This window comes from Microvirga sp. KLBC 81 (assembly GCF_003075415.1).
In the GTDB taxonomy this organism is placed as follows: Bacteria; Pseudomonadota; Alphaproteobacteria; order Rhizobiales; family Beijerinckiaceae; genus Microvirga.
Window position 1 is genome coordinate 13,651 of record NZ_QDAH01000004.1, and the last position, 20,233, is coordinate 33,883.

General features: G+C 61.1%; 18 protein-coding genes. 8 read left to right on the forward strand and 10 right to left on the reverse strand.

Annotation, left to right across the window (positions count from 1 at the left end):
* Window positions 1-2 precede the first annotated feature (2 nt).
* The 3 genes from DC522_RS04035 to DC522_RS04045 are packed head-to-tail and all read right to left on the reverse strand — an operon-like array spanning window position 3 to window position 1,553.
* Window positions 3-677, reverse strand: a complete 675-nt coding sequence (locus DC522_RS04035) for an MIP/aquaporin family protein (protein WP_116527426.1) — start codon at window positions 675-677, stop codon at window positions 3-5.
* A complete protein-coding gene (locus DC522_RS04040; RefSeq protein WP_116527427.1) occupies window positions 674-1,204 on the reverse strand; it encodes an arsenate reductase ArsC in 531 nt (176 codons plus the stop codon). The genes DC522_RS04035 and DC522_RS04040 overlap by 4 nt, the downstream gene beginning before the upstream one ends.
* Complete coding sequence (locus tag DC522_RS04045) at window positions 1,197-1,553, reverse strand: helix-turn-helix transcriptional regulator (RefSeq protein WP_116527630.1); 357 nt, start codon at window positions 1,551-1,553, stop codon at window positions 1,197-1,199. Before DC522_RS04045 ends, DC522_RS04040 begins: the two co-directional genes overlap by 8 nt.
* A gap of 174 nt (window positions 1,554-1,727) precedes the next feature.
* Here DC522_RS04045 and DC522_RS04050 point away from each other — a divergent pair, with 174 nt between their 5' ends.
* Entirely contained in the window at window positions 1,728-3,110 is a 1,383-nt protein-coding gene (locus DC522_RS04050; protein ID WP_116527428.1) for a dipeptidase, read from the forward strand.
* 65 nt (window positions 3,111-3,175) lie between these two features.
* On the opposite strand, the gene DC522_RS04055 is transcribed toward DC522_RS04050, so the two are convergent.
* Window positions 3,176-3,853: a haloacid dehalogenase type II gene (locus tag DC522_RS04055; protein ID WP_116527429.1), complete on the reverse strand. Its 678-nt coding sequence runs from the start codon at window positions 3,851-3,853 to the stop codon at window positions 3,176-3,178.
* A gap of 164 nt (window positions 3,854-4,017) precedes the next feature.
* Here DC522_RS04055 and DC522_RS04060 point away from each other — a divergent pair, with 164 nt between their 5' ends.
* From DC522_RS04060 to DC522_RS35750, 3 genes are all read left to right on the forward strand, one after another.
* Window positions 4,018-4,893 (forward strand): branched-chain amino acid aminotransferase, encoded by an 876-nt coding sequence (locus tag DC522_RS04060; RefSeq protein ID WP_245443947.1) that lies wholly within the window; start codon window positions 4,018-4,020, stop codon window positions 4,891-4,893.
* Window positions 4,894-5,079: 186 nt separating this feature from the next.
* A complete protein-coding gene (locus DC522_RS04065; RefSeq protein ID WP_245443949.1) occupies window positions 5,080-6,171 on the forward strand; it encodes a DUF1194 domain-containing protein in 1,092 nt (363 codons plus the stop codon).
* A 325-nt stretch (window positions 6,172-6,496) separates the two neighbouring features.
* Window positions 6,497-7,144, forward strand: a complete 648-nt coding sequence (locus DC522_RS35750; RefSeq protein ID WP_256369835.1) for an adenylate/guanylate cyclase domain-containing protein — start codon at window positions 6,497-6,499, stop codon at window positions 7,142-7,144.
* Here DC522_RS35750 and murJ read toward each other — a convergent pair.
* A complete protein-coding gene (gene murJ, locus DC522_RS04075) occupies window positions 7,116-8,642 on the reverse strand; it encodes a murein biosynthesis integral membrane protein MurJ (RefSeq protein WP_116527432.1) in 1,527 nt (508 codons plus the stop codon). The two genes, DC522_RS35750 and murJ, sit on opposite strands and share 29 nt — an antisense overlap.
* A gap of 3 nt (window positions 8,643-8,645) precedes the next feature.
* Window positions 8,646-9,632, reverse strand: coding sequence for a glycosyltransferase family 2 protein (locus DC522_RS04080; RefSeq protein ID WP_116527433.1), 987 nt, complete (start codon window positions 9,630-9,632; stop codon window positions 8,646-8,648).
* A 214-nt stretch (window positions 9,633-9,846) separates the two neighbouring features.
* Here DC522_RS04080 and DC522_RS04085 point away from each other — a divergent pair, with 214 nt between their 5' ends.
* Entirely contained in the window at window positions 9,847-10,692 is an 846-nt protein-coding gene (locus DC522_RS04085) for a ChbG/HpnK family deacetylase (RefSeq protein ID WP_116527434.1), read from the forward strand.
* 108 nt (window positions 10,693-10,800) lie between these two features.
* Window positions 10,801-12,066, forward strand: a complete 1,266-nt coding sequence (locus DC522_RS04090) for an adenylate/guanylate cyclase domain-containing protein (RefSeq protein WP_116527435.1) — start codon at window positions 10,801-10,803, stop codon at window positions 12,064-12,066.
* A gap of 55 nt (window positions 12,067-12,121) precedes the next feature.
* Here DC522_RS04090 and DC522_RS04095 read toward each other — a convergent pair whose 3' ends face one another.
* On the reverse strand, window positions 12,122-12,721 hold the full coding sequence (locus DC522_RS04095; RefSeq protein ID WP_116527436.1) for a superoxide dismutase: 600 nt from the start codon (window positions 12,719-12,721) through the stop codon (window positions 12,122-12,124).
* 174 nt (window positions 12,722-12,895) lie between these two features.
* Here DC522_RS04095 and DC522_RS04100 point away from each other — a divergent pair, with 174 nt between their 5' ends.
* Window positions 12,896-13,855, forward strand: coding sequence for a hypothetical protein (locus DC522_RS04100; RefSeq protein ID WP_116527437.1), 960 nt, complete (start codon window positions 12,896-12,898; stop codon window positions 13,853-13,855).
* Here the strand turns inward: DC522_RS04100 and DC522_RS04105 are convergent.
* The 3 genes from DC522_RS04105 to DC522_RS04115 form a co-directional block, all read right to left on the reverse strand.
* A complete protein-coding gene (locus DC522_RS04105) occupies window positions 13,848-14,402 on the reverse strand; it encodes a hydrolase (protein WP_116527438.1) in 555 nt (184 codons plus the stop codon). The two genes, DC522_RS04100 and DC522_RS04105, sit on opposite strands and share 8 nt — an antisense overlap.
* Before the next feature lie 182 nt (window positions 14,403-14,584).
* Window positions 14,585-16,966: a PAS domain-containing protein gene (locus DC522_RS04110; RefSeq protein ID WP_116527439.1), complete on the reverse strand. Its 2,382-nt coding sequence runs from the start codon at window positions 16,964-16,966 to the stop codon at window positions 14,585-14,587.
* A gap of 49 nt (window positions 16,967-17,015) precedes the next feature.
* Complete coding sequence (locus DC522_RS04115) at window positions 17,016-19,127, reverse strand: S9 family peptidase (RefSeq protein ID WP_116527440.1); 2,112 nt, start codon at window positions 19,125-19,127, stop codon at window positions 17,016-17,018.
* 431 nt (window positions 19,128-19,558) lie between these two features.
* Between DC522_RS04115 and DC522_RS04120 the strand changes: the two genes are divergently transcribed.
* A complete protein-coding gene (locus tag DC522_RS04120) occupies window positions 19,559-19,987 on the forward strand; it encodes a MucR family transcriptional regulator (RefSeq protein WP_047189559.1) in 429 nt (142 codons plus the stop codon).
* Window positions 19,988-20,233: the final 246 nt, after the last annotated feature.

Here is a 20,233-nt window from a genome sequence, read left to right on the forward strand (position 1 = left end):
ACTTAAATTGCTTCCTCACGTCTCGGCCAAAGCCATGGCTGAATGGCCACGGCCATCAGCATTCCAGCCAGCTGGGCGAGGATAAAGCCCGGAACATTGGTCGGCGCAATGCCGGCGAATGTATCGGACAGGGCACGGGCCAGGGTCACGGCAGGATTGGCGAAGGACGTCGAGGCGGTGAACCAGTACGCCGCCGTAATGTAGAGCCCGACCGCATAGGGGATTGCCGACGGAGCACGGGCGATGCAGCCGAAGATCGTCAGCAGGAGCCCGAAGGTTGCGATGAACTCCGCAATCCACTGGCCTGCGCCGGTCCTCACTGTCAGCGAGAGCTGCCATACGGGCAGCTCGAACATGCTGTGAGCCGCCCAAACACCAAGGATTGCGCCCACGACTTGCGCGACAATGTAGAAGCCTCCTTCCTGCCAGGTGAGGGCGCGCTTCAGCGTGAAGGCAAGGGTGACAGCCGGGTTGAAATGCGCTCCTGAGACGGGGCCGAAAATCAGGATCAGGACGACGAGGATCGCTCCGGTCGGAAGAGTATTGCCGAGCAGAGCCAGTGCCACGTTCCCTCCGGCGAGCTTTGCCCCCATGATGCCGGAGCCGACCACGGTCGCGAGAAGAAACGCCGTTCCCAATCCTTCAGCGAGAAGGCGGCGCGAGAGCGGTTCTCTCATCGGCGAGTCTCACCCATATCGCGTGTCGCTCCTTCCATCCTGCCGATGGTCTTGAGCTGGCGGAGAAGGGCCTCTCTCTCCATCCCGGCGACAGGCAGGGACAGGAAAACGGAGATGCGGTTGCGCAGGTATTGGAAAGCCTGCACGAAGGCCCGTTCCTTCTCGATGTCGGTGCCTTGGACCGCCGCGGGATCCTCGATGCCCCAATGGGCGGAGGCAGGATGTCCGGGCCAGACCGGGCAAGCCTCGCCCGCGGCGTTGTCGCAGACCGTGAAAATGAAATCCATGACGGGCGCATTGGGACCAGCGAATTCGTCCCAGCTTTTCGACCGAAGGCCCTCGGTCGGGTAGCCGTAGCTCTCGAGAACCTTCAGGGCGAAAGGATTGACCGCGCCCTTGGGCCGGCTTCCTGCGGAGAAGGCATTGAACCGGCCTTGCCCGTCCTTGCGGAGGATGCCCTCGGCAAGAATGGAACGGGCCGTGTTGCCGGTGCAGAGAAAGAGAACATTGAACACGCGGTCAGTCATGCGCGGGGACCTTTATCAGATTGCAGGACGTCAGGTTGGCGACGAGGGGGGCGCAGATATCGGCCTTGCCGCCGCAGCAATCCTTCAACAGGAACAACATCATGTCCTGGAGGCGTGCGATGTCCGCGCGATAGATGATGAAGCGGGAGCGCCGTTCGCCGGCCACCAGGCCCGCCCGTGACAGAACAGACAGATGCGCCGACAGGGTATTCTGGGGGACCGCCAAGCGGCCGGCCAGTTCTCCGGCGGGGATGCCGTCAGGCCCTATGCCGACCAGCAACCGGAAAATATCGAGGCGCGTCGGCTGCGCGAGCGCGGCCAGGACTGTGATGGCATCTGTCTTATCCATAAATCCAGAAATATCGATTGTTCGTGACACTACGATGACAGAGGCCTCCATTGGAGATCTCCATGGATCGCCTCAGGGAGCCCTCTCCTGGGTCGATGCCCCCCTTGCAGCCTGCTCGTCTTAGGCGCACTTTGCCGCGCAACCTGACAGATTCTTCAACTTACAAGGACCGCCATGTCCCAGCTCGACCAAGTTCTTTCCAAGATCGATGCAGATCTCGATGCCTCCCTGGAGCGTCTGTTCCAGTGGCTGAAGGTGCCTTCGATCTCGACCGACCCTGACTACAAAGACCATTGCCGCATCGCCGGCGAGTGGCTCGTGGACGAGCTGAGGGGGATCGGCATCGAGGCCTCGCTTCGCGAGACGGGCGGGCATCCAGCCGTCGTGGCTCATGGCAGGGGCGAGGCGAAGCCGCATGTCCTCTTCTACGGGCACTACGACGTTCAGCCGGTCGATCCGCTGGAGCTGTGGGAGACGCCGCCCTTTGAGCCCCGCATCATCACGCTGCCGGACGGCCGCAAGGCCATCAGCGCCCGCGGCTCTTCTGATGACAAGGGCCAGGTGATGACCTTCGTCGAGGCCTGCCGCGCGTGGAAGGCGGTGACCGGATCGCTCCCCATCAACATCACCTTCCTCATCGAAGGCGCGGAGGAGGACGGCTCCAAGTTCCTTCCCGAATTCATCGAGGCCAATAAGGACGAACTGAAGGCCGACGTGGCCCTCGTCTGCGATACCGGCATGTGGGACCAGAATACGCCTGCTATCACCTCGTCGCTGCGCGGCATGGTCTATGAGGAAGTGATCGTGCGCTGCGCGGATCGCGACCTGCACTCGGGCATGTTCGGTGGCGCCGCGCGCAACCCGATCCATGTGCTCGCCAAGATCATCGCCGACATTCACGACGAGAACGGCCGCATCACGATTCCAGGCTTCTACGAAGGCGTTCCTGAAACTCCCACACAGATCCTGGAGCAGTGGAAGGGCCTGAATCTCACGGAGCAGGATTTCCTCGGTCAGGTTGGCCTGAAGCATTCCGCGGGCGAGAAAGATCGCATGCTCATCGAGCAGATTCAGTCGCGCCCCACCTGCGACGTGAACGGCATCATCGGCGGCTATACGGGCGAGGGCACGAAGACCGTGATTGCAGCGGAAGCGCGTGCCAAGATCTCCTTCCGCCTCGTGGGCGATCAGGATCCCGCGAAGATCTCCGACAACTTCCAGGCCTTCGTGCGCGCGCGCATTCCTGCCGATTGCTCGGTGGAATTCATCAAGCACAAGGGCTCGCGCGCGCTCGCATTGCCGCACGACTTCCCGGCGCTCACCGTCGCGAAGGCCGCACTGCACGACGAGTGGAAGAAGGAGCCCATCGTCATCGGCATGGGCGGCTCGATCCCGGTCGGCGGCGACTTCAAGCGCACGCTCGGCCTCGACACGCTCTTCGTCGGCTTCGGTCTCGACGACGACCGCATCCATTCGCCGAACGAGAAGTACGATCTCAAGAGCTTCCACAAAGGCACGCGTTCCTGGGCGCGCATCCTCGCGGCGCTTGCGAAGTAAGTCTCTTCATCAACATATTACTTGCGTCATCCCCGGATCGTGTCCGGGGACGGCCATGACGGGCATCACAACAGCCCTTCAAGCGAGTCGATGATCACGAGGGGAGGGAATTCCGGATATTCGTCCGGCATATTGAGCCGGTTCACCCAAATGGGAATAAGGCCGAAAGCGGAGGCTCCCGCGATGTCCCAGCGATTGGACGAGACGAAGACGATTTCGTCTGCGTTGAGGGATAAGGCTTCGAGCGCGACATGATAGGCATCAGGGCTCGTCTTGAAGACTTTCACTGCTTCGACGGATAAAACCGCGTCGAGCTCACCCGAGAGGCCGGCTGAAGCGACGGCAGTGCTCAGCATCATGGGGTCGCCGTTCGAGAGAATGCCCGTGCGCAGGCCCCGCGCGCGCAGGGCGCTGAGGGTTGTCTTCACTTCCGGATAGGCGTCGAGGCTGCGATAGGCATCGAGCAGCAGGGGACGTAGGGAGAGATCCACTGTTGGACAACGGGCGAAGGCGTAGTCGAGCGCTTGCTGCGTGAGGGACCAGAAAGGCACGTACCTTTCGGAGAGTGACAGCACCCAGGAATATTCGAGCTGCTTGGCGCGCCAGATTTCCGACAGCCGTGTGGCCTCATCACCGACCTGCGCCGCATGGCGGGCGACCGCCGAGTGGACATCGAACAATGTACCATAGGCATCGAACACGATGGCATTCGTACCCGCTGGAATGATGGAAAGCGGCGACATGCTTGCGGTCCTGGAACGAGGGAAGGGCCAACTTAAGGGAATAATCATCCTCTTTCATGCATTCCATCACAAGACTTTATCTCCCCAAAGCTCGCCAGGTGATTGACGTATGCTACCCAAAGGGATTCGATAGGGCAGGTATTCTGACCCAAAGGATCGAGACAGTGGCTTGGTATTCGCAGACCTGGAACTGGTTCAACGGCGCCTGGCATGAGGGCAATCCGCCTCTCATCGGGCCGCGCTCCCATGTCTCTTGGCTTGGTTCGTCCGTGTTCGACGGCGCGCGCGTGTTCGAGGGCGTCATGCCCGACATGGACCTGCATTGCACCCGCGTGAACCGCTCGGCCACCACCATTGGTCTCAAGCCCACCATGGACCCGAAGGTCATCGTCGATCTGGTGCGCGAGGGCGTGAAGAAGTTCGCTCCCGGCACGGCGCTCTATGTGAAGCCCATGTACTGGGGCGAGGCCGAGGGCTTGGCCACCATCGCGCCCGATCCGGAATCGACTCAGTTTTGCCTGTCGCTCTTCGAGGCGCCCATGCCGGTCCCGGGCGGGCTTTCGGTGATGAAGTCGAGCTTCCGACGCCCGACGCTGGAATCCATGCCCACCGACTCGAAGGCGGGTGCCCTCTATCCCAACAATGCCCGCGTCATCCGCGAGGCGAAAGAAAAGGGCTTCGACAACGCGCTCGTCTGCGACGCTTTGGGCAACGTGGCCGAGACCGGCACGTCCAACGTGTTCATGGCGAAGGACGGCGTGGTCTATACGCCATATCCGAACGGCACCTTCCTCAATGGCATCACCCGCCAGCGTGTGATCCAGCTCCTGCGCGCCGACGGCGTGACCGTGGTCGAGGACACGCTGCGCTACGAGGATTTCGCCGCGGCGGACGAGATCTTCATCTCCGGCAATTATTCCAAGGTGATGCCGGTGCTGCGCATCGACAACCGCGATCTCCAGCCTAGCCCGTTCTATCGCCGCGCCCGTGAGCTCTACTGGGCCTACGCTCATTCCCAGCCCGTCAGCAAGGCGGCTTGATTGACATATTCCACCGTCATGCCCGGGCTTGTCCCGGCCATCCACGCCTTTGTAGCGCGGCGGTCTCAAGACGTGGATGGCCGTAAACCAAGTGCGGCCATGACGGAGTTGTGAAGGCCTTAGGTCGGTTCTGATTGGCTTGCGCCCTAAATGGCTCCAGCATCGTGCCCTCTTCTGGAGCCTCCGATGCGCCTGATCCTGAACAGCCTCTTTGTCCTTGGCCTTCTGACAGCACCGGTATCTGCCGAGCCCGTTGATCTCGAACTCGTCTTCGCCGCGGATGGCTCCGGCTCGATCGATGATGACGAGCTGCGCCTGCAGCGGAAGGGCTGGGCCGATGCGCTCACGAGTTCCGAGGTGCTGGCCGGCATCAAGGACGGGCCTGCCGGCGCCATTGCCGTGGCTTATATGGAATGGGGCGGGCCGAGCTCGCAGGTGCTGATCGTCGACTGGCATGTGATCCGGGATGAACCGAGCGCGAGGATCTTCGCCGACAAGCTCATGAGCGCACCGCGTGGTGCCACCGGTTACAATTCCATCTCCAACGCCATCGATTTTTCCGTGCGCCTCGTGGAGCAGAACGCTCATGAAGGAACGCGGAAAGTGATCGACGTGTCAGGTGACGGGCCGAACATGGGTGGACGCTCGATTGAGAGCGCGCGGGCCGACGCACTCGCAAAAGGGTTCACCATCAACGCGCTTGCGATCCGCCGCCCCGGCAGCGGACGCCCCGGTGGCCCCGGCGGCATGCCGCTCGAGGACTACTACGCACAGAACGTGATTGGTGGGCCTGGATCGTTCGTGGAAATTGCGGATGAGACCCAACCCTTTGCATTGGCCGCGAGGCGCAAGCTGCTGACGGAGATTGCGGGCACCGGGGGCAGGACCCGTCACGCTAGAGCATCATGCGGAAAAGTGGACCCGGTTTTTCCGCGCCAAACGATGCTCTGCTCTATGAAGGGAGCATCGGACCCAAAAGTGGATTCCACTTTTGGGTCCGATGCTTTAGCCGCTGAATTCATCACATCAGCAGGGGGCATTTCGCAAGGGATGCTAAGCTGCACACATGTCGAATCTCGAAAGCTGGATCATCGAACAGGGCTTCAAGGGCTCCACCGTCGGCGCGCTTTTGTCGGGCTTTGCCGAACGGCTGGCCGGAGAGGGCATTCCCTTGCTCAGGGCTTACATGGCCCTGCCGACCGTCAACCCGACCTTTCGCGTCTACAATCATGTCTGGACCCGCATGTCCGGCATCCTGGTCGAAGGCGTGTCGCATGAGCGCAATGATGGTGCGTTCGAAGTCAGCCCTTTCGGGTACATGCTGCGGACCGGATTGAAGGAGCAGCATTGGCGGCTCGACGATTCCGAGGCACAGCCATTCGCGGTTTTCGATGATGTCAGGCGCGGCGGGGGCACGGATTACCTTGCGCGCCTGATCAGCTTCGAGAACGCGACGGCTCCCGACCTTCGGGGCATTGCAGTCTCGTTCTCCAGTGATCGCATGGGCGGGTTCCTGCCGGATGAAGTCGCCCGCATCGACGCGGTCCTGCCCCTGTTGGGACTGGCGGCTTATCGCATCACCCTGCTCAATCTGGCAGTTGATATGCTCGATACCTATGTCGGCCTCTCAGCCGGGCGCCGGGTGCTCAGCGGCGAAATCCGGCGCGGCTCTGGAACGACACTCACGGCAGCCTTGCTCTTTGCCGATCTGCGCGGTTTCACGGCCCTCGCCGACATGGCCGGAATGGACCTGATCGCCCGGCTCGACCAGCATCTCGAGGCGATGGTGGAACCCGTGACGGAGCAGGGTGGCGAGGTGCTCAAATTCATGGGTGACGGCGTCCTTGCCGCTTTTCCCATCACCGCAGAGCGCACGCGGGAGGAAGCCTGCGCTTCTGCCATCCGTGCGGCACAGTCGGCCCTGGAGCGGAATGCCGCCGTCAATCGCCTTCGCGACCGCGAGACCTCGCTCGATCTCGACATCGCCCTCCATTGTGGAGACGTCTTCTACGGCAATATCGGCGCTGCGGGCCGGCTCGATTTCACCGTGATCGGGCCCGCCGTCAACGAGGCGAGCCGCATGGAGGCTCTCTGCCAGTCGCTCGGGTGCTCCGTCATCATGTCGGAGAGCGTGGCATCGGTCAGTCCGGTTCCTGTCGAGCCTCTTGGTCACCATCGGCTGCGCGGCATCGCCGCGAAGCGGGAGTTGTTCACCTTGTGCTTCAGCGGCGCGCGAGCCTCACGCCCATGACTTTCATTCCGGCGAGCAGGATGCCGCCGTAAATGAGCGCGCCGATGAGCCCAAGCGCACCCAGCAGCGTTTCGTTTCGCCACAGGGGGAGGAGGGCGGTCCAGCGATCCAGAGGAGCGGGTGCAAACCAGGCGAAAGCGGCGAGGAGAACGCTTGCCGCTGCGATGGCCAGGAAGGTCTTAGCCAACGAGCGGTTCGGCGCCGTCCATCCGCGTCGGTAGGCGAGCATGAAGAGCAGGATGAGATTGGTCCACACGCCGATGGCTGTGCCAAGGGCAAGCCCCACCACGCCGTAAGCGTCCATCAGCAGGATCTTCACGAGGACGTTCACGGCCACCGCCGTGAGCGAGGCGATCAGCGGCGTCGTCGTGTCAGAGCGGGCATAGAAGCTGGACACGGCGGAGCGGATCAGCACGGCGGCAGGAAGACCGAGGCCATAGGCTGCCAGAACGGCGCCCGCCCGCTGTGCGGCCTCGGCATCGAAGGCGCCGCGCTGGAAGAGGGCGGACATGATGAGGTCCGGCATCACCAGGAAGGCGACGAGGAATGGGGCGGCCAGAGCCAGCGTGAGGCCCACGGTGCGGTTCTGCGCGGCATAGGCGCCTGCTTCGTCACCAGCCGCGATGCGGCGGCTCATTTCGGGCAGCAGCACGGTGCCGGCAGCAATGCCGATCACGCCGAGGGGAAGCTGATAGAGACGGTCGGCGTAGTAGAGCGACGAGACTGCGCCTGTGGGCAGGAACGACGCGATGATGGTGTCGGCAAAGATTGCGAGCTGCACGCCGGCGGAGCCGATCACGGCAGGGCCGAGGGCCTTGAAGAAGCGCATCATCGCGATGTCGATGCGCGGCTTTTCCAGGCCGGGAGAAACGTCGATTCGACGCGCCGATGTCCAGACCAGCAGCAATTCGAAAATGCCTGCGGCGGTCACGCCCCAGGCCGCTGCATATCCTGCATTCGGAAACAGAAATACCGCTGCCAGCGCCACGATCATCGAGACATTGAGGAGGACTGGCGCGGCGGCGGCTGCCGCGAACCGGTCATGGGCGTTCAGGATGCCGGAATAGATGGTGACGATGGTGATCAGCAGCAGATAGGGAAAGGTGATCCGCGTCAGAGTGACGGCGAGGTCGAACTTTGCGGGATCGTCCGAGAAGCCCGGAGCCAGAAGCGACACGACGATGGGCATGGCGAAGAACGCCACGACCAGCAGCGCGATCTGCACGATCAGCATCAGGGTCGTGATGCGGCTGGCGAACGACGTGGCGCGTGCCTTGCCGTCTGTTTCGAGGACCTGCGCGTAGGTGGGGAGAAAGGCGTTGTTGAACGCTCCTTCACCGAAAATGGCGCGGAAATGATTGGGGATGCGGAAGGCCACGAAGAATGCGTCCGCCACGGGCCCGACACCCATCACGGCCGCGATCACCACGTCACGGATGAAGCCGGTCATGCGAGAGACAAGCGTCCAGCCGCCGACGGAGAGGAGCTTCTTGAACATCGGTCAGGCCTGACGCAGCAGGTAATTGTCGGGAACGAGGCTGTTCGAGATTTCCGCCGTCGCGCCGATCCGCTCAGCCACCACATAGAGCGGACGGCGCTTCACCTCCGCGAAGATGCGGCCCACATATTCGCCGATGATGCCGAGCGACATCAGCTGAATGCCGGAGAAGAACATGATCGACACGATCAGGCTCGGGAAGCCGGGAAGGTCGGTGCCGAAGAGAAGCGTTCTGACGAGGAAGAAAGCGGCGGTGGCGATCGACAGGAACGAGATCAGGAAGCCGAGATAGGTCCAGATCCTCAGCGGCACCGTGGAGAAGGCTGCGATGCCGTCGAAGGCGAAGCGGAAGAGCTTTCTGAAACTCCACTTCGACGTTCCGAAGCGGCGCTCCTCCACCACGAAGGGAACGCCAGCACCCCTGAATCCGATCCAGGCATAAAGCCCTTTCGAGAAGCGCGCTTTCTCGCCCAGGGTGCGCAGCACATCGACGCCTTTGCGGTCGATGAGCCTGAAATCGCCTGCACCCTCAGGCAGGCTGATCTCACCAAAGCGCGAGAAGAGGCGGTAGAACAGATGCGCGAAGCCGCGCTTGACCCGCGTCTCGTCGGAGCGGTCGGTACGCTGGCCGTAGACCATGTCGTAACCTTGCTGCCAGCGCTCGACGAAGGCTTCGATCATCTCCGGCGGGTGCTGCAGGTCTGCATCCATGATCACCACCGCATCGCCTCGGGCGTGGTCGAGGCCGGCCGCGATGGCGATCTCCTTGCCGAAGTTCCGGCTGAAGGAGACAGCCCCGATCCGAGGTTCTGTCTCGCTCATGGAGCGGATAACCTCGAGGGTATCGTCCCGGCTGCCGTCGTCGACGAATACCACCTCCCAGGCAAGGCCGATCCGGTTCAGCACCGGAAACAGGCGTTCGCAGAGAGGCCGGATATTGGCGCTCTCGTTATGCACGGGGATGATGACGCTGAGCTTTGGCGACGCCACGGCTGTAAACCCTTCATGTTTGGCCGCATCAAGAGCCGAGTTTGCGGCTTTGCTCAAGTGCCTATGTACAGTTTGACGTTAGAATGTGGCGTGTTGGACCGGCCTCTTATTGCCGCATGATCTCACCGGATAACCGGTTCCCACTTTTCGCTGGCGCGGACCGCTGGTTCCGGATCATGCTTAGGGTGCGGCAAAGCCGAGTTCAGGGATATCCATGCCATTCTTTCGCAGCGTCATTCTTTGCGCCGACGATTATGGCCTCAGCGATGGCGTGAGCCGGGGTATCGCGGAACTGGCGAAAATGGGCCGTCTCTCGGCTACGGGCGCCATGACCAATATGTCCGGCTGGCGGCGGGCTGCGCCTGACCTGAAACCCTTGAAGGAGCGAATCGCGGTTGGCTTGCATCTTAACCTGACGACTGGCTCGCCTTTGGGGGAGATGCCGCACCTGGCTCCCACGGGGCGGTTCCCAGCGCTCAAGGACATACTGGCCAGGGCCTTCAAGGGGCAGTTCGATCGGGCCGAGATCGCCGGGGAAATCGTGCGCCAGCTTAATGCCTTCGAGGAGGCCCATGGGGAGCCCCCATCTTTCGTCGACGGGCATCAGCACGTGCATGTGCTGCCTGGGGTGAGAGAGCCTCTGCTCGAGGTGCTGAAGGAGCGCGGCTATGCCGGCCGCATCTGGCTGCGCGATCCGGATGATGGAATGGCCTCGATCCTGCGCCGCCCCATCGGGCGAGGGAAGGCTCTCATCGTCAAAGGCTTTGCGCGAGGCTTTGCCCAGGAGGCGCGGACTGCAGGCTTTTCCACGAACCAGGGTTTTTCGGGCTTCGCGCCCTTCGATCTCTCGGTGCCGGCCAGCCGCATTTTCGAGACGGCTTTCTCGCATCTGGGGTCCATGCCGCTTGTCATGTGCCATCCGGGCTACGTGGATGACGAACTGCGAAGCCTCGACCCGGCTGTCGAAAGCCGTGTCGCAGAGCTTGACTATCTCAGGTCCGATGCCTTCGGCACCCTGCTGCAGGAGCGGGGGCTGAAGCTCGCTCCCGACCTCGCCTGAGCGGAAAGCAGCCTGAATTTTCCTGAAATCCAATGAAAATCGCGTATAGTAGAAGGGCGTGACAGCGCAGGCTTATCGAGGGGCTGAGGGGGCCTAGGGAGCTGACCGATGCAGGAGGCAACCTCCGTCAACGAAGCTGAGCGGCTGGCGGCGCTTGCCCTCTATCAGGTGCTTGATACCCCACCTGAATTCGCCTTCGATGCGGTCACAGAGCTGGCAGCCGAGATCTGTGGCTGTCCTGTCGCCCTGATCAGCCTCGTGGACGAGCACCGGCAGTGGATGAAGTCGAAATATGGATTGCCTGCCGACTTCACCGAATGCCCACGCGAGATCACCGTCTGCAGCCACACGATCTGCTCCAACGATCTTATCTATGTTCCCGACCTAACGGTCCATGAGCGCTACAAGGATCTACCTGTCGTCACACAGGAGCCGCACCTGCGCTTCTACTGTGGTATGCCGCTGATCAATCGGGAGGGGTATGCTCTCGGCACTTTGTGCGTCGTCGGCTTTGAGCCTCGTGAGCTGCGGCCCTCTCAGCGCGAGGCCGTGCGTCGCTTGGCGCAGCAGGCTATGGCTCTCCTGGAACTGCGGCGTCAGCTATTGGAGCGCAATGCTCTGTTGAATGAACTCGCTCAGGCAAAAGCCTCAGCGGAGGAGGCGAGAGATCAATCGGACCGGCTTCTGCGTAATATCCTGCCGGAGCCGGTGGCCGATGAGTTGCAGCAATACGGAAAGGTCGAGCCACGCTTTCACGAGGCCACCACGATCCTCTTTGCGGATTTCAAGAAGTTCACGCTGCTCACCGAAACCCTTGATCCGGCGCGCCTCCTCAATCAACTCGATCAGAATTTCGGACGCTTCGATGAGATCGCGGCAGACAACCGGCTGGAGACGATCAAGACCATCGGTGATGCCTATCTCTGCGCCGGCGGATTGCCGATGCCCAACCGCACCCATCCCATCGATGCCTGCCTCGCAGCCTTGCAGATGCAGACCTATATCCGGAGCGCCAACCGGCAGCGAGAGAAGCTGCGTCTTGCGTCCTGGGAATTGCGTATCGGGATCAACTCAGGCCCGGCGATTGCGGGCATCGTCGGGCACCGCCGCTTTACCTATGACATCTGGGGAAATGCGGTGAACGTTGCGCAGCGACTCGAGGAAGCGTGCGAGCCGGGGCGCATCAACATCTCGGCCAGCACGTTCCATCATGTCTCACGCCTGTTCGAGGCCGAGGCGCGAGGTTCGGTGAGCGTCAAACATATCGGCGCGATCGACATGTATTTCCTCAACCGCATCAGACCCGAGTTCAGCGCCGATGCGGAGGGATGCATTCCCAACGCGGAGTTCTGGCGGGCGAGCGGAACCGGATAGGGCCAAAACAAAACGGGCCTCCGAAGAGGCCCGCCTGACACAACGGGATGTCCGCTTACTTCGTCGCGGATTCGAACATCTCCTCGACGTGCTCCCAGTTCACCAGGTTGTCGAGGAAGGCCTTGATGTAGTCGGGACGGCGGTTGCGGTAGTCGATGTAATAGGAATGCTCCCACACGTCGCAGCCGAGGATCGGCTGAGCGCCGTGGACCAGCGGGTTCTCGCCGTTGGGGGTCTTCATGATCGTGATCTTACCGTCCTTCACGGCAAGCCAGGCCCAGCCGGAGCCGAACTGGCTGACGCCGGCCTGGATGAAGTCTTCCTTCATCTTGTCGACCGAGCCGAGATCCTCGACGATCTTCTTCTCGAGCTTGCCGGGAAGCGCGCCGCCGCCATTGGGCTTCATCCACATCCAGAAGTGGATGTGGTTGTAGTGCTGGCCGGCATTGTTGAAGAGGGCTTGGTTCTTGCCGTAGGAGCCCTTCACGACTTCCTCGACGCTCTTGCCTTCGAATTCCGTGCCTTTCAGCAGGTTGTTGCCGGTGTTGACGTAAGCAGCATGGTGCTTGTCATGGTGAAACTCCAGAGTTTCCCGCGACATGTAGGGCTGCAGGGCATCATAGGCGTAGGGCAGTTCAGGCAGAGTGAACGACATCGGCGTCTCCTTTGGATTGAGCGACCTGTGTGCGTTAGTTAAAGCTCCCCAGGCTCAAGAGCAACGGTCGGCAGCCGGACTTTTTTCTGGTCAATCTTTCCAATAGGTTGCCTTTGGCCTATAGAGGCATAGCTATGCCCTTGAAAACCTTGGTTTGCGTATGATGGAGACGGCATGATCATCGCTCTTCTGGCCCTCGCTTTTGCGATGATCTTGGGTGGATTAGTGGCTGCTTTCTTCGGATGGGACATCGTCCTGATAGAACGTGGCTGGGTGATGGTGATTGCAGGCAGCTTCAGCGCGGCCTGCGGTGCGTTGCTCCTCGGCATCACAGCTGCTGTGTCCAGACTCACCCAGATTCAGGCTGAACTTGCCCGCTTAGAGACTGGTTTCAACGAAAAGATGCAGGAAGAGGCGCCATCGTCCTCGACAGGTGTATCCATGGCTGCCCTTACGGGCGGCCTGCTGGGCGGCAAGCTGCTCGACCGTGGCGAGAACAAGGATCGGGACGAAGGCCAAGCGGACCTGCCTCTTTTCGCCGACAGCGACAAGCTGGAGTCGGTCGCCGAGGCTCGTGAGAGTCCCGATGAGAATGAGATCCCCAAAGGCGAGCCTTTCCCACTCTTCCCCCCCAGGGAAAGCAAAGGCGCCGAACGCCGCGCCGATGAGGAGCCTGAAATAAAGGTTCCGGATTTCCTCTTGGCCGAGCGGCCTAACGAAACTTACATCGAACCACGTGTCACAGAGGCGGACACGTCGCTCTTTGCCGGCGAGCCCAAGTTGGAGGAGCCAGAGGAGCGGCAGAACGCCCTTGATCGCGATGATATTCTCGAGCCGCTGCCCGAGCCTGTCTCTGCTCGAGAGCCAGAGACCGAGCGGGAGCCAGAGCCTGTCCTCGCCGAAGAGGAGAGTGCCGCTTCAGAAGAATCGGCGCGCGAGGAGGAGGCTGTCAAGGAGACGCGCTCCGGCACTACGGTCGTCGGTACCTACAATTCCGGCAACAACACCTACGTGATGTTCTCCGATGGCTCCATTGAGGCGCAGACCCCGAGCGGAGTGTTCCGCTTCCACTCCCTCGACGAGTTGAAGGCCTTCATCGCCTCGGGCGGCGAGGGTGGAACTGCCGCTACTTGAACAGGGGAGAGAGGGCTCGGAAGTCGTCCGTCGCGGCCCTCTCCATCCACTCGAACGCGACCATTTCCGTGGTCACCCAATGGCAGCCCGCATGAAGCAGGCGGGCACAAGCGGCATTGACGCTGTCAGGTGAGCGGCTCGAGACCGCATCGGCAACGACGAAGGCGGCGAGCCCCATACTCTTGAGTCCGAGCGCGCTCTGCAGCACGCAGATATGCGCCTCAACCCCACAGATCACGATTTGATCGCGCCCCTCGCCGCGAAGCCCGGCGACGCGCTCCGCCGTTGCCGGGTCTCCAGCCGCGGAGAAGCTCGTCTTCGGAAGCACGGGCGTAGCAGCCGGAAGATTGTCCGCCACGGGGGCGACCGTCGGGCCAAGCCCCTTCGGGTACTGCTCGGTCACCGTTACGGGAACGCCAAGCCGGAAGGCCGCCTGCAGCAGCACGCCGATGTTCCTGAGCGTGGAGCCGCCCTCGTGAATGGCCGGCATGAGCCTGGATTGCACATCCACTACGAGAAGATGCGATCGTTTTGCGCTCAACAACATGATGTCTCCTCACTCCGCCGGATGGATAGGCGGATTCCTTCTGGTCTTTTACACCAGGCTGGACGTGTGAATGCCGATGCCGTGCAAGCTTTAAATGTGTGCTCTCCCGCCATTTGAAACAGCCTGAACCCAATGCCAACGGTGAAGGGGGCGCTCGTCGTCCGCGATGGGGATGTGCGGTGCTACTTATCGGGGTCGAAAAGGGGCGGATCGACCGGAATGGGCATGCTCATCGTGAAGCGGAGCCCTTCTTCCCGGAAGTCCATGTTGACCTTAGCTTGCAGTTGCGCGGACAGGACCCGCTGCAGCAGGCGGGAGCCGAAGCCTTGGCGAGCTGGATTTGTGACACGTGGTCCGCCATTCTCCGTCCAGGTGAACTGCAACATCGGACGCTCCTCGCTGTGCTCGATGTGCCAACGGACCTCAACCTGCCCGCCAAAGGTAGATAAAGCGCCATGCTTGGCAGCGTTGGTCGTGAGCTCGTGGATCGCCATACCAATAGGCACCGCCGCTTCCGAGGGTAGCTCGACATGCGGGCCATCGATGAAGATGCGATTGCGGGCCTCATCTTCGTAGGGGCCGAGCTCTGTCTCCACCAGCTCCTGTAAATCGGCTTTCTGCCACAGGTCTTCGGTGAGCAGGTTGTGGGTGCGTGCAAGCGATACGATGCGACCTACGAATCCTTGATAGAACTCGTCGATGCTGGATGCGGTGCGCGCAGTCGAGCCCACGATGGCTTGCACGGTCGCCAAGGTGTTCTTCACGCGATGGTGGAGTTCGCGGATCAGCAGCTGCTGGCGCTCCTCCGCCTGCTTGTGTTTGGTCACATCGATGTTGACCCCGACAATACGCGAGGGGCTGCCATCCGGGGCATAGAAGATTACCATGGTGCCTTCTATGTTGCGGTAAGTTCCGTCCGCCAGCGGAATTCGATAGGTGAACGACAGCTCGCGGTCGTGGCGAGCGGTGGCCTCGCTGAAAGTCCTTTCGAAGAGGGCGACGTCATCCGGGTGAGCACGCGAGGCCCAGCCTTGATAGTTGCCTTCGAAGGTATTGGGCCCAAGACCGAACAGAGCCTCCTGCTCAGACGTCCAAGTAATGGAATTAGAAGACACGTCCCAGTCGAAAACACCGATCCGCGCGGCGCGCTGTGCCAGCGACAGGCGCTCCTCGCTGATACGCAATGCCGCTTCCGTCATTTTCAAATCATGGATGTCGACGCTGGTGCCGACCCACCCTTTGAATTCGCCGCTCGCGCTGTGCACAGGTGCCGCTCGAATGATATGCCAGCGATATTCCCCTTCCGCCGAGCGGTAGCGGACCTCGGTGGTATAAGGGGTTTCATTGGCAACGACAGGCTTTAACTCTTCGGTCATTCTCACCCAATCGTCCGGGTGAATGGCAGCCGTCCAGCTATGCCCCAGGGCCTCTTCCGGAGACAGACCCGAATAGGTCACCCACCGTTCATTCGTGTAAGTCAATTCCAGGTTAGGCTTTACAATCCACACCAGAGCGGGAAGGGATTCCGCGATGAGCTTGAAGCGTGCTTCCGTCTCGCGAAGATTCGCCTCCGCCCGGACCTTCTCTATGGCAAGCCAAGTGCGCTCCGCCACATCTTCGACAAGCGCGATCTCATCGCTCGTCCAATCCCGAGGCACCGATGAATGGACGTAGAATTCGGCGATGAAGCGTCCACCCTTGTGAAGAGGTACGACAAAACCCGAACGCACGTTCCTGCTGAGGAGTGACTGGGCAACCGAATTGGCAATGCGGGGATCACTTGCCATGTCGTTGACGATGGCAGGTTGTCCGCGCCTCAACGACGCAAGAATCCCTGAGCAATGGTCCAGCCTTTCAACCCTGCCTTCGTTGCTGATGAGCCCCCACGACCACTCGCGTTCGATGACGACAACGCCGCGTTCCTCATCGACTTCGCCATAGCCCGCGGTATCGACCTTCAGGAACTCGCTTACCCTGCGTGCAGCGATCTCCATCATCTTATACTGGTCGTCGATATTGCCGAGCTGATCGTTGAGCTTGAGGAGGAACTCCTGGCGGCGCTGAACCTGGTCCATTTCCTCCCTGATCTTTTGCCGCTCCTTGACGTCCTGCATAACACCCATGAACCGGATCGGCTTGTCGCCTTCATAGATGGCACCGCCACGCACGTGGACATGGCCGATGTTTCCGTCAGCCTTCAGGACCCGGTGCTCGATGTTGAAATCCGTCCTGGTGCGAAGGGCATAGGAAACGGCTTGATTGATGCGCTCGAGGTCGGCCGGGTGGAACATGGCCTGAAGCTCGGTATGCGTGAGCTTTGCGTCCGGCTTGAGGCCCAGACAGGCTTTGAAGGCGGCTGTGCCCGTGACCTCGCCCGTCTCGAGATCGCGCTCCCATGATCCGAGCTTTCCAACGTCGAGAGCCATGCGCAGTTTGCCGCTGGTCAGGCGCAGGGCCAGCTCCGTCTCGCGCAGTTGGCGCTCAAGCTCCACGATCCGCTGCTTGTCGTCCTTCTGGAGGGAAATGACCTCATCAGGGGCCGGTAAACCACCGCGCTTGCTCATGGACGCTCACTCTCGACAGGACTGCACCTCACCATGGTGATGAGTTATATCATGCCTGAAATCCCTCAATGCATTTGATTGCAAAAACATACGCAAGGGCAACCTCTTCCAGGCGGTCGAAGCGCCCGGAGGCCCCGCCATGGCCTGCATCCATGTTGAGCTTGAGCAGGATCGGGCCACCTCCCGTCATCATAGCTCTGAGGCGGGCCACCCATTTCGCCGGTTCCCAATAGGTCACGCGCGGGTCTGTGAGGCCCGCGAGCGACAGGATCGCCGGGTAGATCTGGGATTTAACATTGTCATAGGGCGAATAAGACAGGATGGTGCGGAAAGCGGCTTCATCGGCGGCCGGGTTCCCCCACTCGGGCCATTCGGGCGGGGTGAGGGGGAGTTCCGCATCCAGCATGGTGTTGAGCACGTCGACGAAAGGCACTTCGGCGATGATGCCCGCGAAGAGGTCCGGCGCCATATTGGCGACCGCTCCCATCAGCATGCCGCCCGCGCTGCCGCCATGGGCCACGATCCGCCCGCGCGCGGTGTAGCCTGCCTGGACCAGCGCCTCGCCGCTGGCGATGAAGTCCTTGAAGGTGTTAGGCTTCTTCTCGCGCTTGCCGTCGAGATACCAGCGCCATCCCTTTTCCGTGCCGCCCCGGATATGGGCGATGGCGTAGACGAAGCCCCGGTCGACGAGAGACAGGATGCTGGTGCGGAAGCTCGCCGGCATGGACATGCCGTAGGAGCCATACCCGTAGAGCAGGCAGGGAGCCGATCCGTCGAGCGCGATCTCACGTCGGTGCAGGATCGAAATCGGCACCTGTTCCCCATCCGGGGAGGTGGCGAAGAGACGGCGCGTGACGTAGTCCGCCGGATTGTGGCCGCTGGGGACCTCCTGGCGCTTGCGGAGCGTCCGCTCGCCCGTAATCAAGTGGTAATCCGTCACCTCGTTCGGTGTGGTGAGCGATGAATAGTGGTAGCGGATCACATCCGTGTCGAACTCGTAGCCGGGAGTGAAACCGAGTGAATAGGCCTCCTCGTCGAAGGCAATCGCCTCCTCCCGTCCCGTTGCGATCTCACGCAGCACGATCCGCGGGCTCGCATTCTCCCGCTCCAGGCGCACGAGATAGCGGGCGAGCGCCACGACTGAGAGAATCATGATGCCCGGGCGGTAGGGAACAAGATCCTTCCAAGAGGCGCGCCCGGGCGTTGCGACCGGAGCGGTCACGATCTTGAAGTCCTCTGCGCCGTCCGCGTTGGTGAGGATGATCAGGCTGTCCCCGTGGTGCTCCACATCATATTGCAGCTGTGGGGTACGGGCTTCGACGAGGCGGGGCGTGGCGGCGGCATCGGACCGGTCGAGGAGCCAGACCTCCGAGGTTTCGTGGTCGCTCGCCTCGATCAGCACGAAAGCATCCGATTGGGTCACACCGAGCTTCACGAAGAAGCCGGGGTCCTTCTCCTCGTAGATCGCTTCATCCCGAGCCGGATCGGTGCCGATCAGGTGACGCCTGACCCTGACGGGCCTGTGATTCTCGTCGAGCTCCACATAATAGAAGCCGGAACTGTCGTTGAGCCACACGACTCCGCCTGAGGTATGAGGCACCTCGTCGGAAAGGTCCTTGCCGGTTTCGAGATCCCGGATGCGAATCGTGAAATATTCGGAGCCCTTCACATCCGAGCCCCAGGCCAGGAGGCGATGGCTCGGGGAATGGTCCGCGCCGCCCAGGTCGAAGAAGGCGTGGCCTTCGGCCTCCCTGTCCCCATCGAGCATGATCGTCTCATCGCCGCCTTCCCGAGGCTGGCGGCAGACGAGGGGGTGCTGGCCTCCCTCCCGGTAGCGGGTAAAGTAAGCAAAGGGGCCGTCAGGCTGGGGAACGGAAGAATCGTCCTCCTTGATGCGCGCGCGCATTTCGGCCACGAGCCGGGTCTGGAAATCCTCCGTGCCGGCAAAGGCGGCGGCCGTATAGGCATTCTCCTGCTCCAGGCATTGGCGGATGGACGAATCGAGAGCGGCAGGGTTCTTGAGTACCTCCTTCCAGTTTTCGGCCTTCAGCCATGCGTAATCGTCCTGGATCCTGACCCCATGTACCTCGAAGCTGGAAGGCTTTGCGGGGATAACCGGCGCAGAGGGCAGGGGGCGGGACGGAAGGCGCTCGCGTTTCATGAAACTATCCGGATCGGGTCTAGGGCGGGATCGATTATGCATACATAACTCGAATTTCCCATGCGAGGTCCGCCGCCAGTTACGTTGGGTCATTCGGGTGCGCCATTCGCCAGGCGTCTTTTTAGCTACTTCTTCTGGTTGAACAGGCGCGAATTCAATATTCTGTTGCTCAAGACCGATTCCGCTTTTTCCCATTGGTTAAACCTGGGTTTATTGCAAACGGAAAGTTGACCCCAAGTTTTCCAAAGTTTTCCTTCTAATGATCTTGTTTTCAGAGCGAATTTGCCATACCTGAACGAGTAGGCACGATTTCTGTGCGTGTACAGTGCGGTTCAAGAATGAAGCAAGCATTGCTTGCGCGATGACTGCTCAAAAATAAGGCCGAAAGGCATTTGAGCTGTTCTTATGGGCCGGAAAGGAAGAAAATCAAAATGAGCGACAATATCGCTGCATCGAACTACATTGAGCTGGCTGCGGATATCGTCTCGGCCTATGTGAGCAACAATTCTGTTCCGTCGGGCGAGCTGCCTGCGCTGATCAACGATGTCCACTCGGCTCTCATGCGTGTTGGTGGCGGCACCGTCGAAGCCCCGGCCGAGGCTCCGAAGCCTGCCATCCCCGTGAAGAAGTCCGTCACTCCCGACTACATCGTCTGCCTCGAGGACGGTAAGAAGTTCAAGTCGCTGAAGCGCCATCTGCGCACTCAGTACAACATGACCCCCGAGCAGTATCGCGAGAAGTGGGCTTTGCCGGTGGATTACCCGATGGTTGCCCCGAACTACGCCAAGGCTCGTTCCGAGCTCGCGAAGGAAATGGGTCTCGGCCAGCAGCGCCGGAAGCGCCGTTCCTCGCGCGGCTAAGCCGGGCAAGGCATGCGCCTTTTGAAGCCGCCCTCCGGGGGCGGCTTTTGTTTTCGGTCACGACGCGATCGCGCCTTCATGGCGTTTGTTGGCCCAAGAGGGGTGGTGCCTAAGTTATCCTCACTCTTATCAACAGATTTGAATCTCATTGACAGATAGGAATAAGCGCCCACTATCAGAGGTGGAGGGGTGAGTCCTTTCTTTCTTTATTTTTAGGAACAAAACATGAACAAAAATGAGAACGAG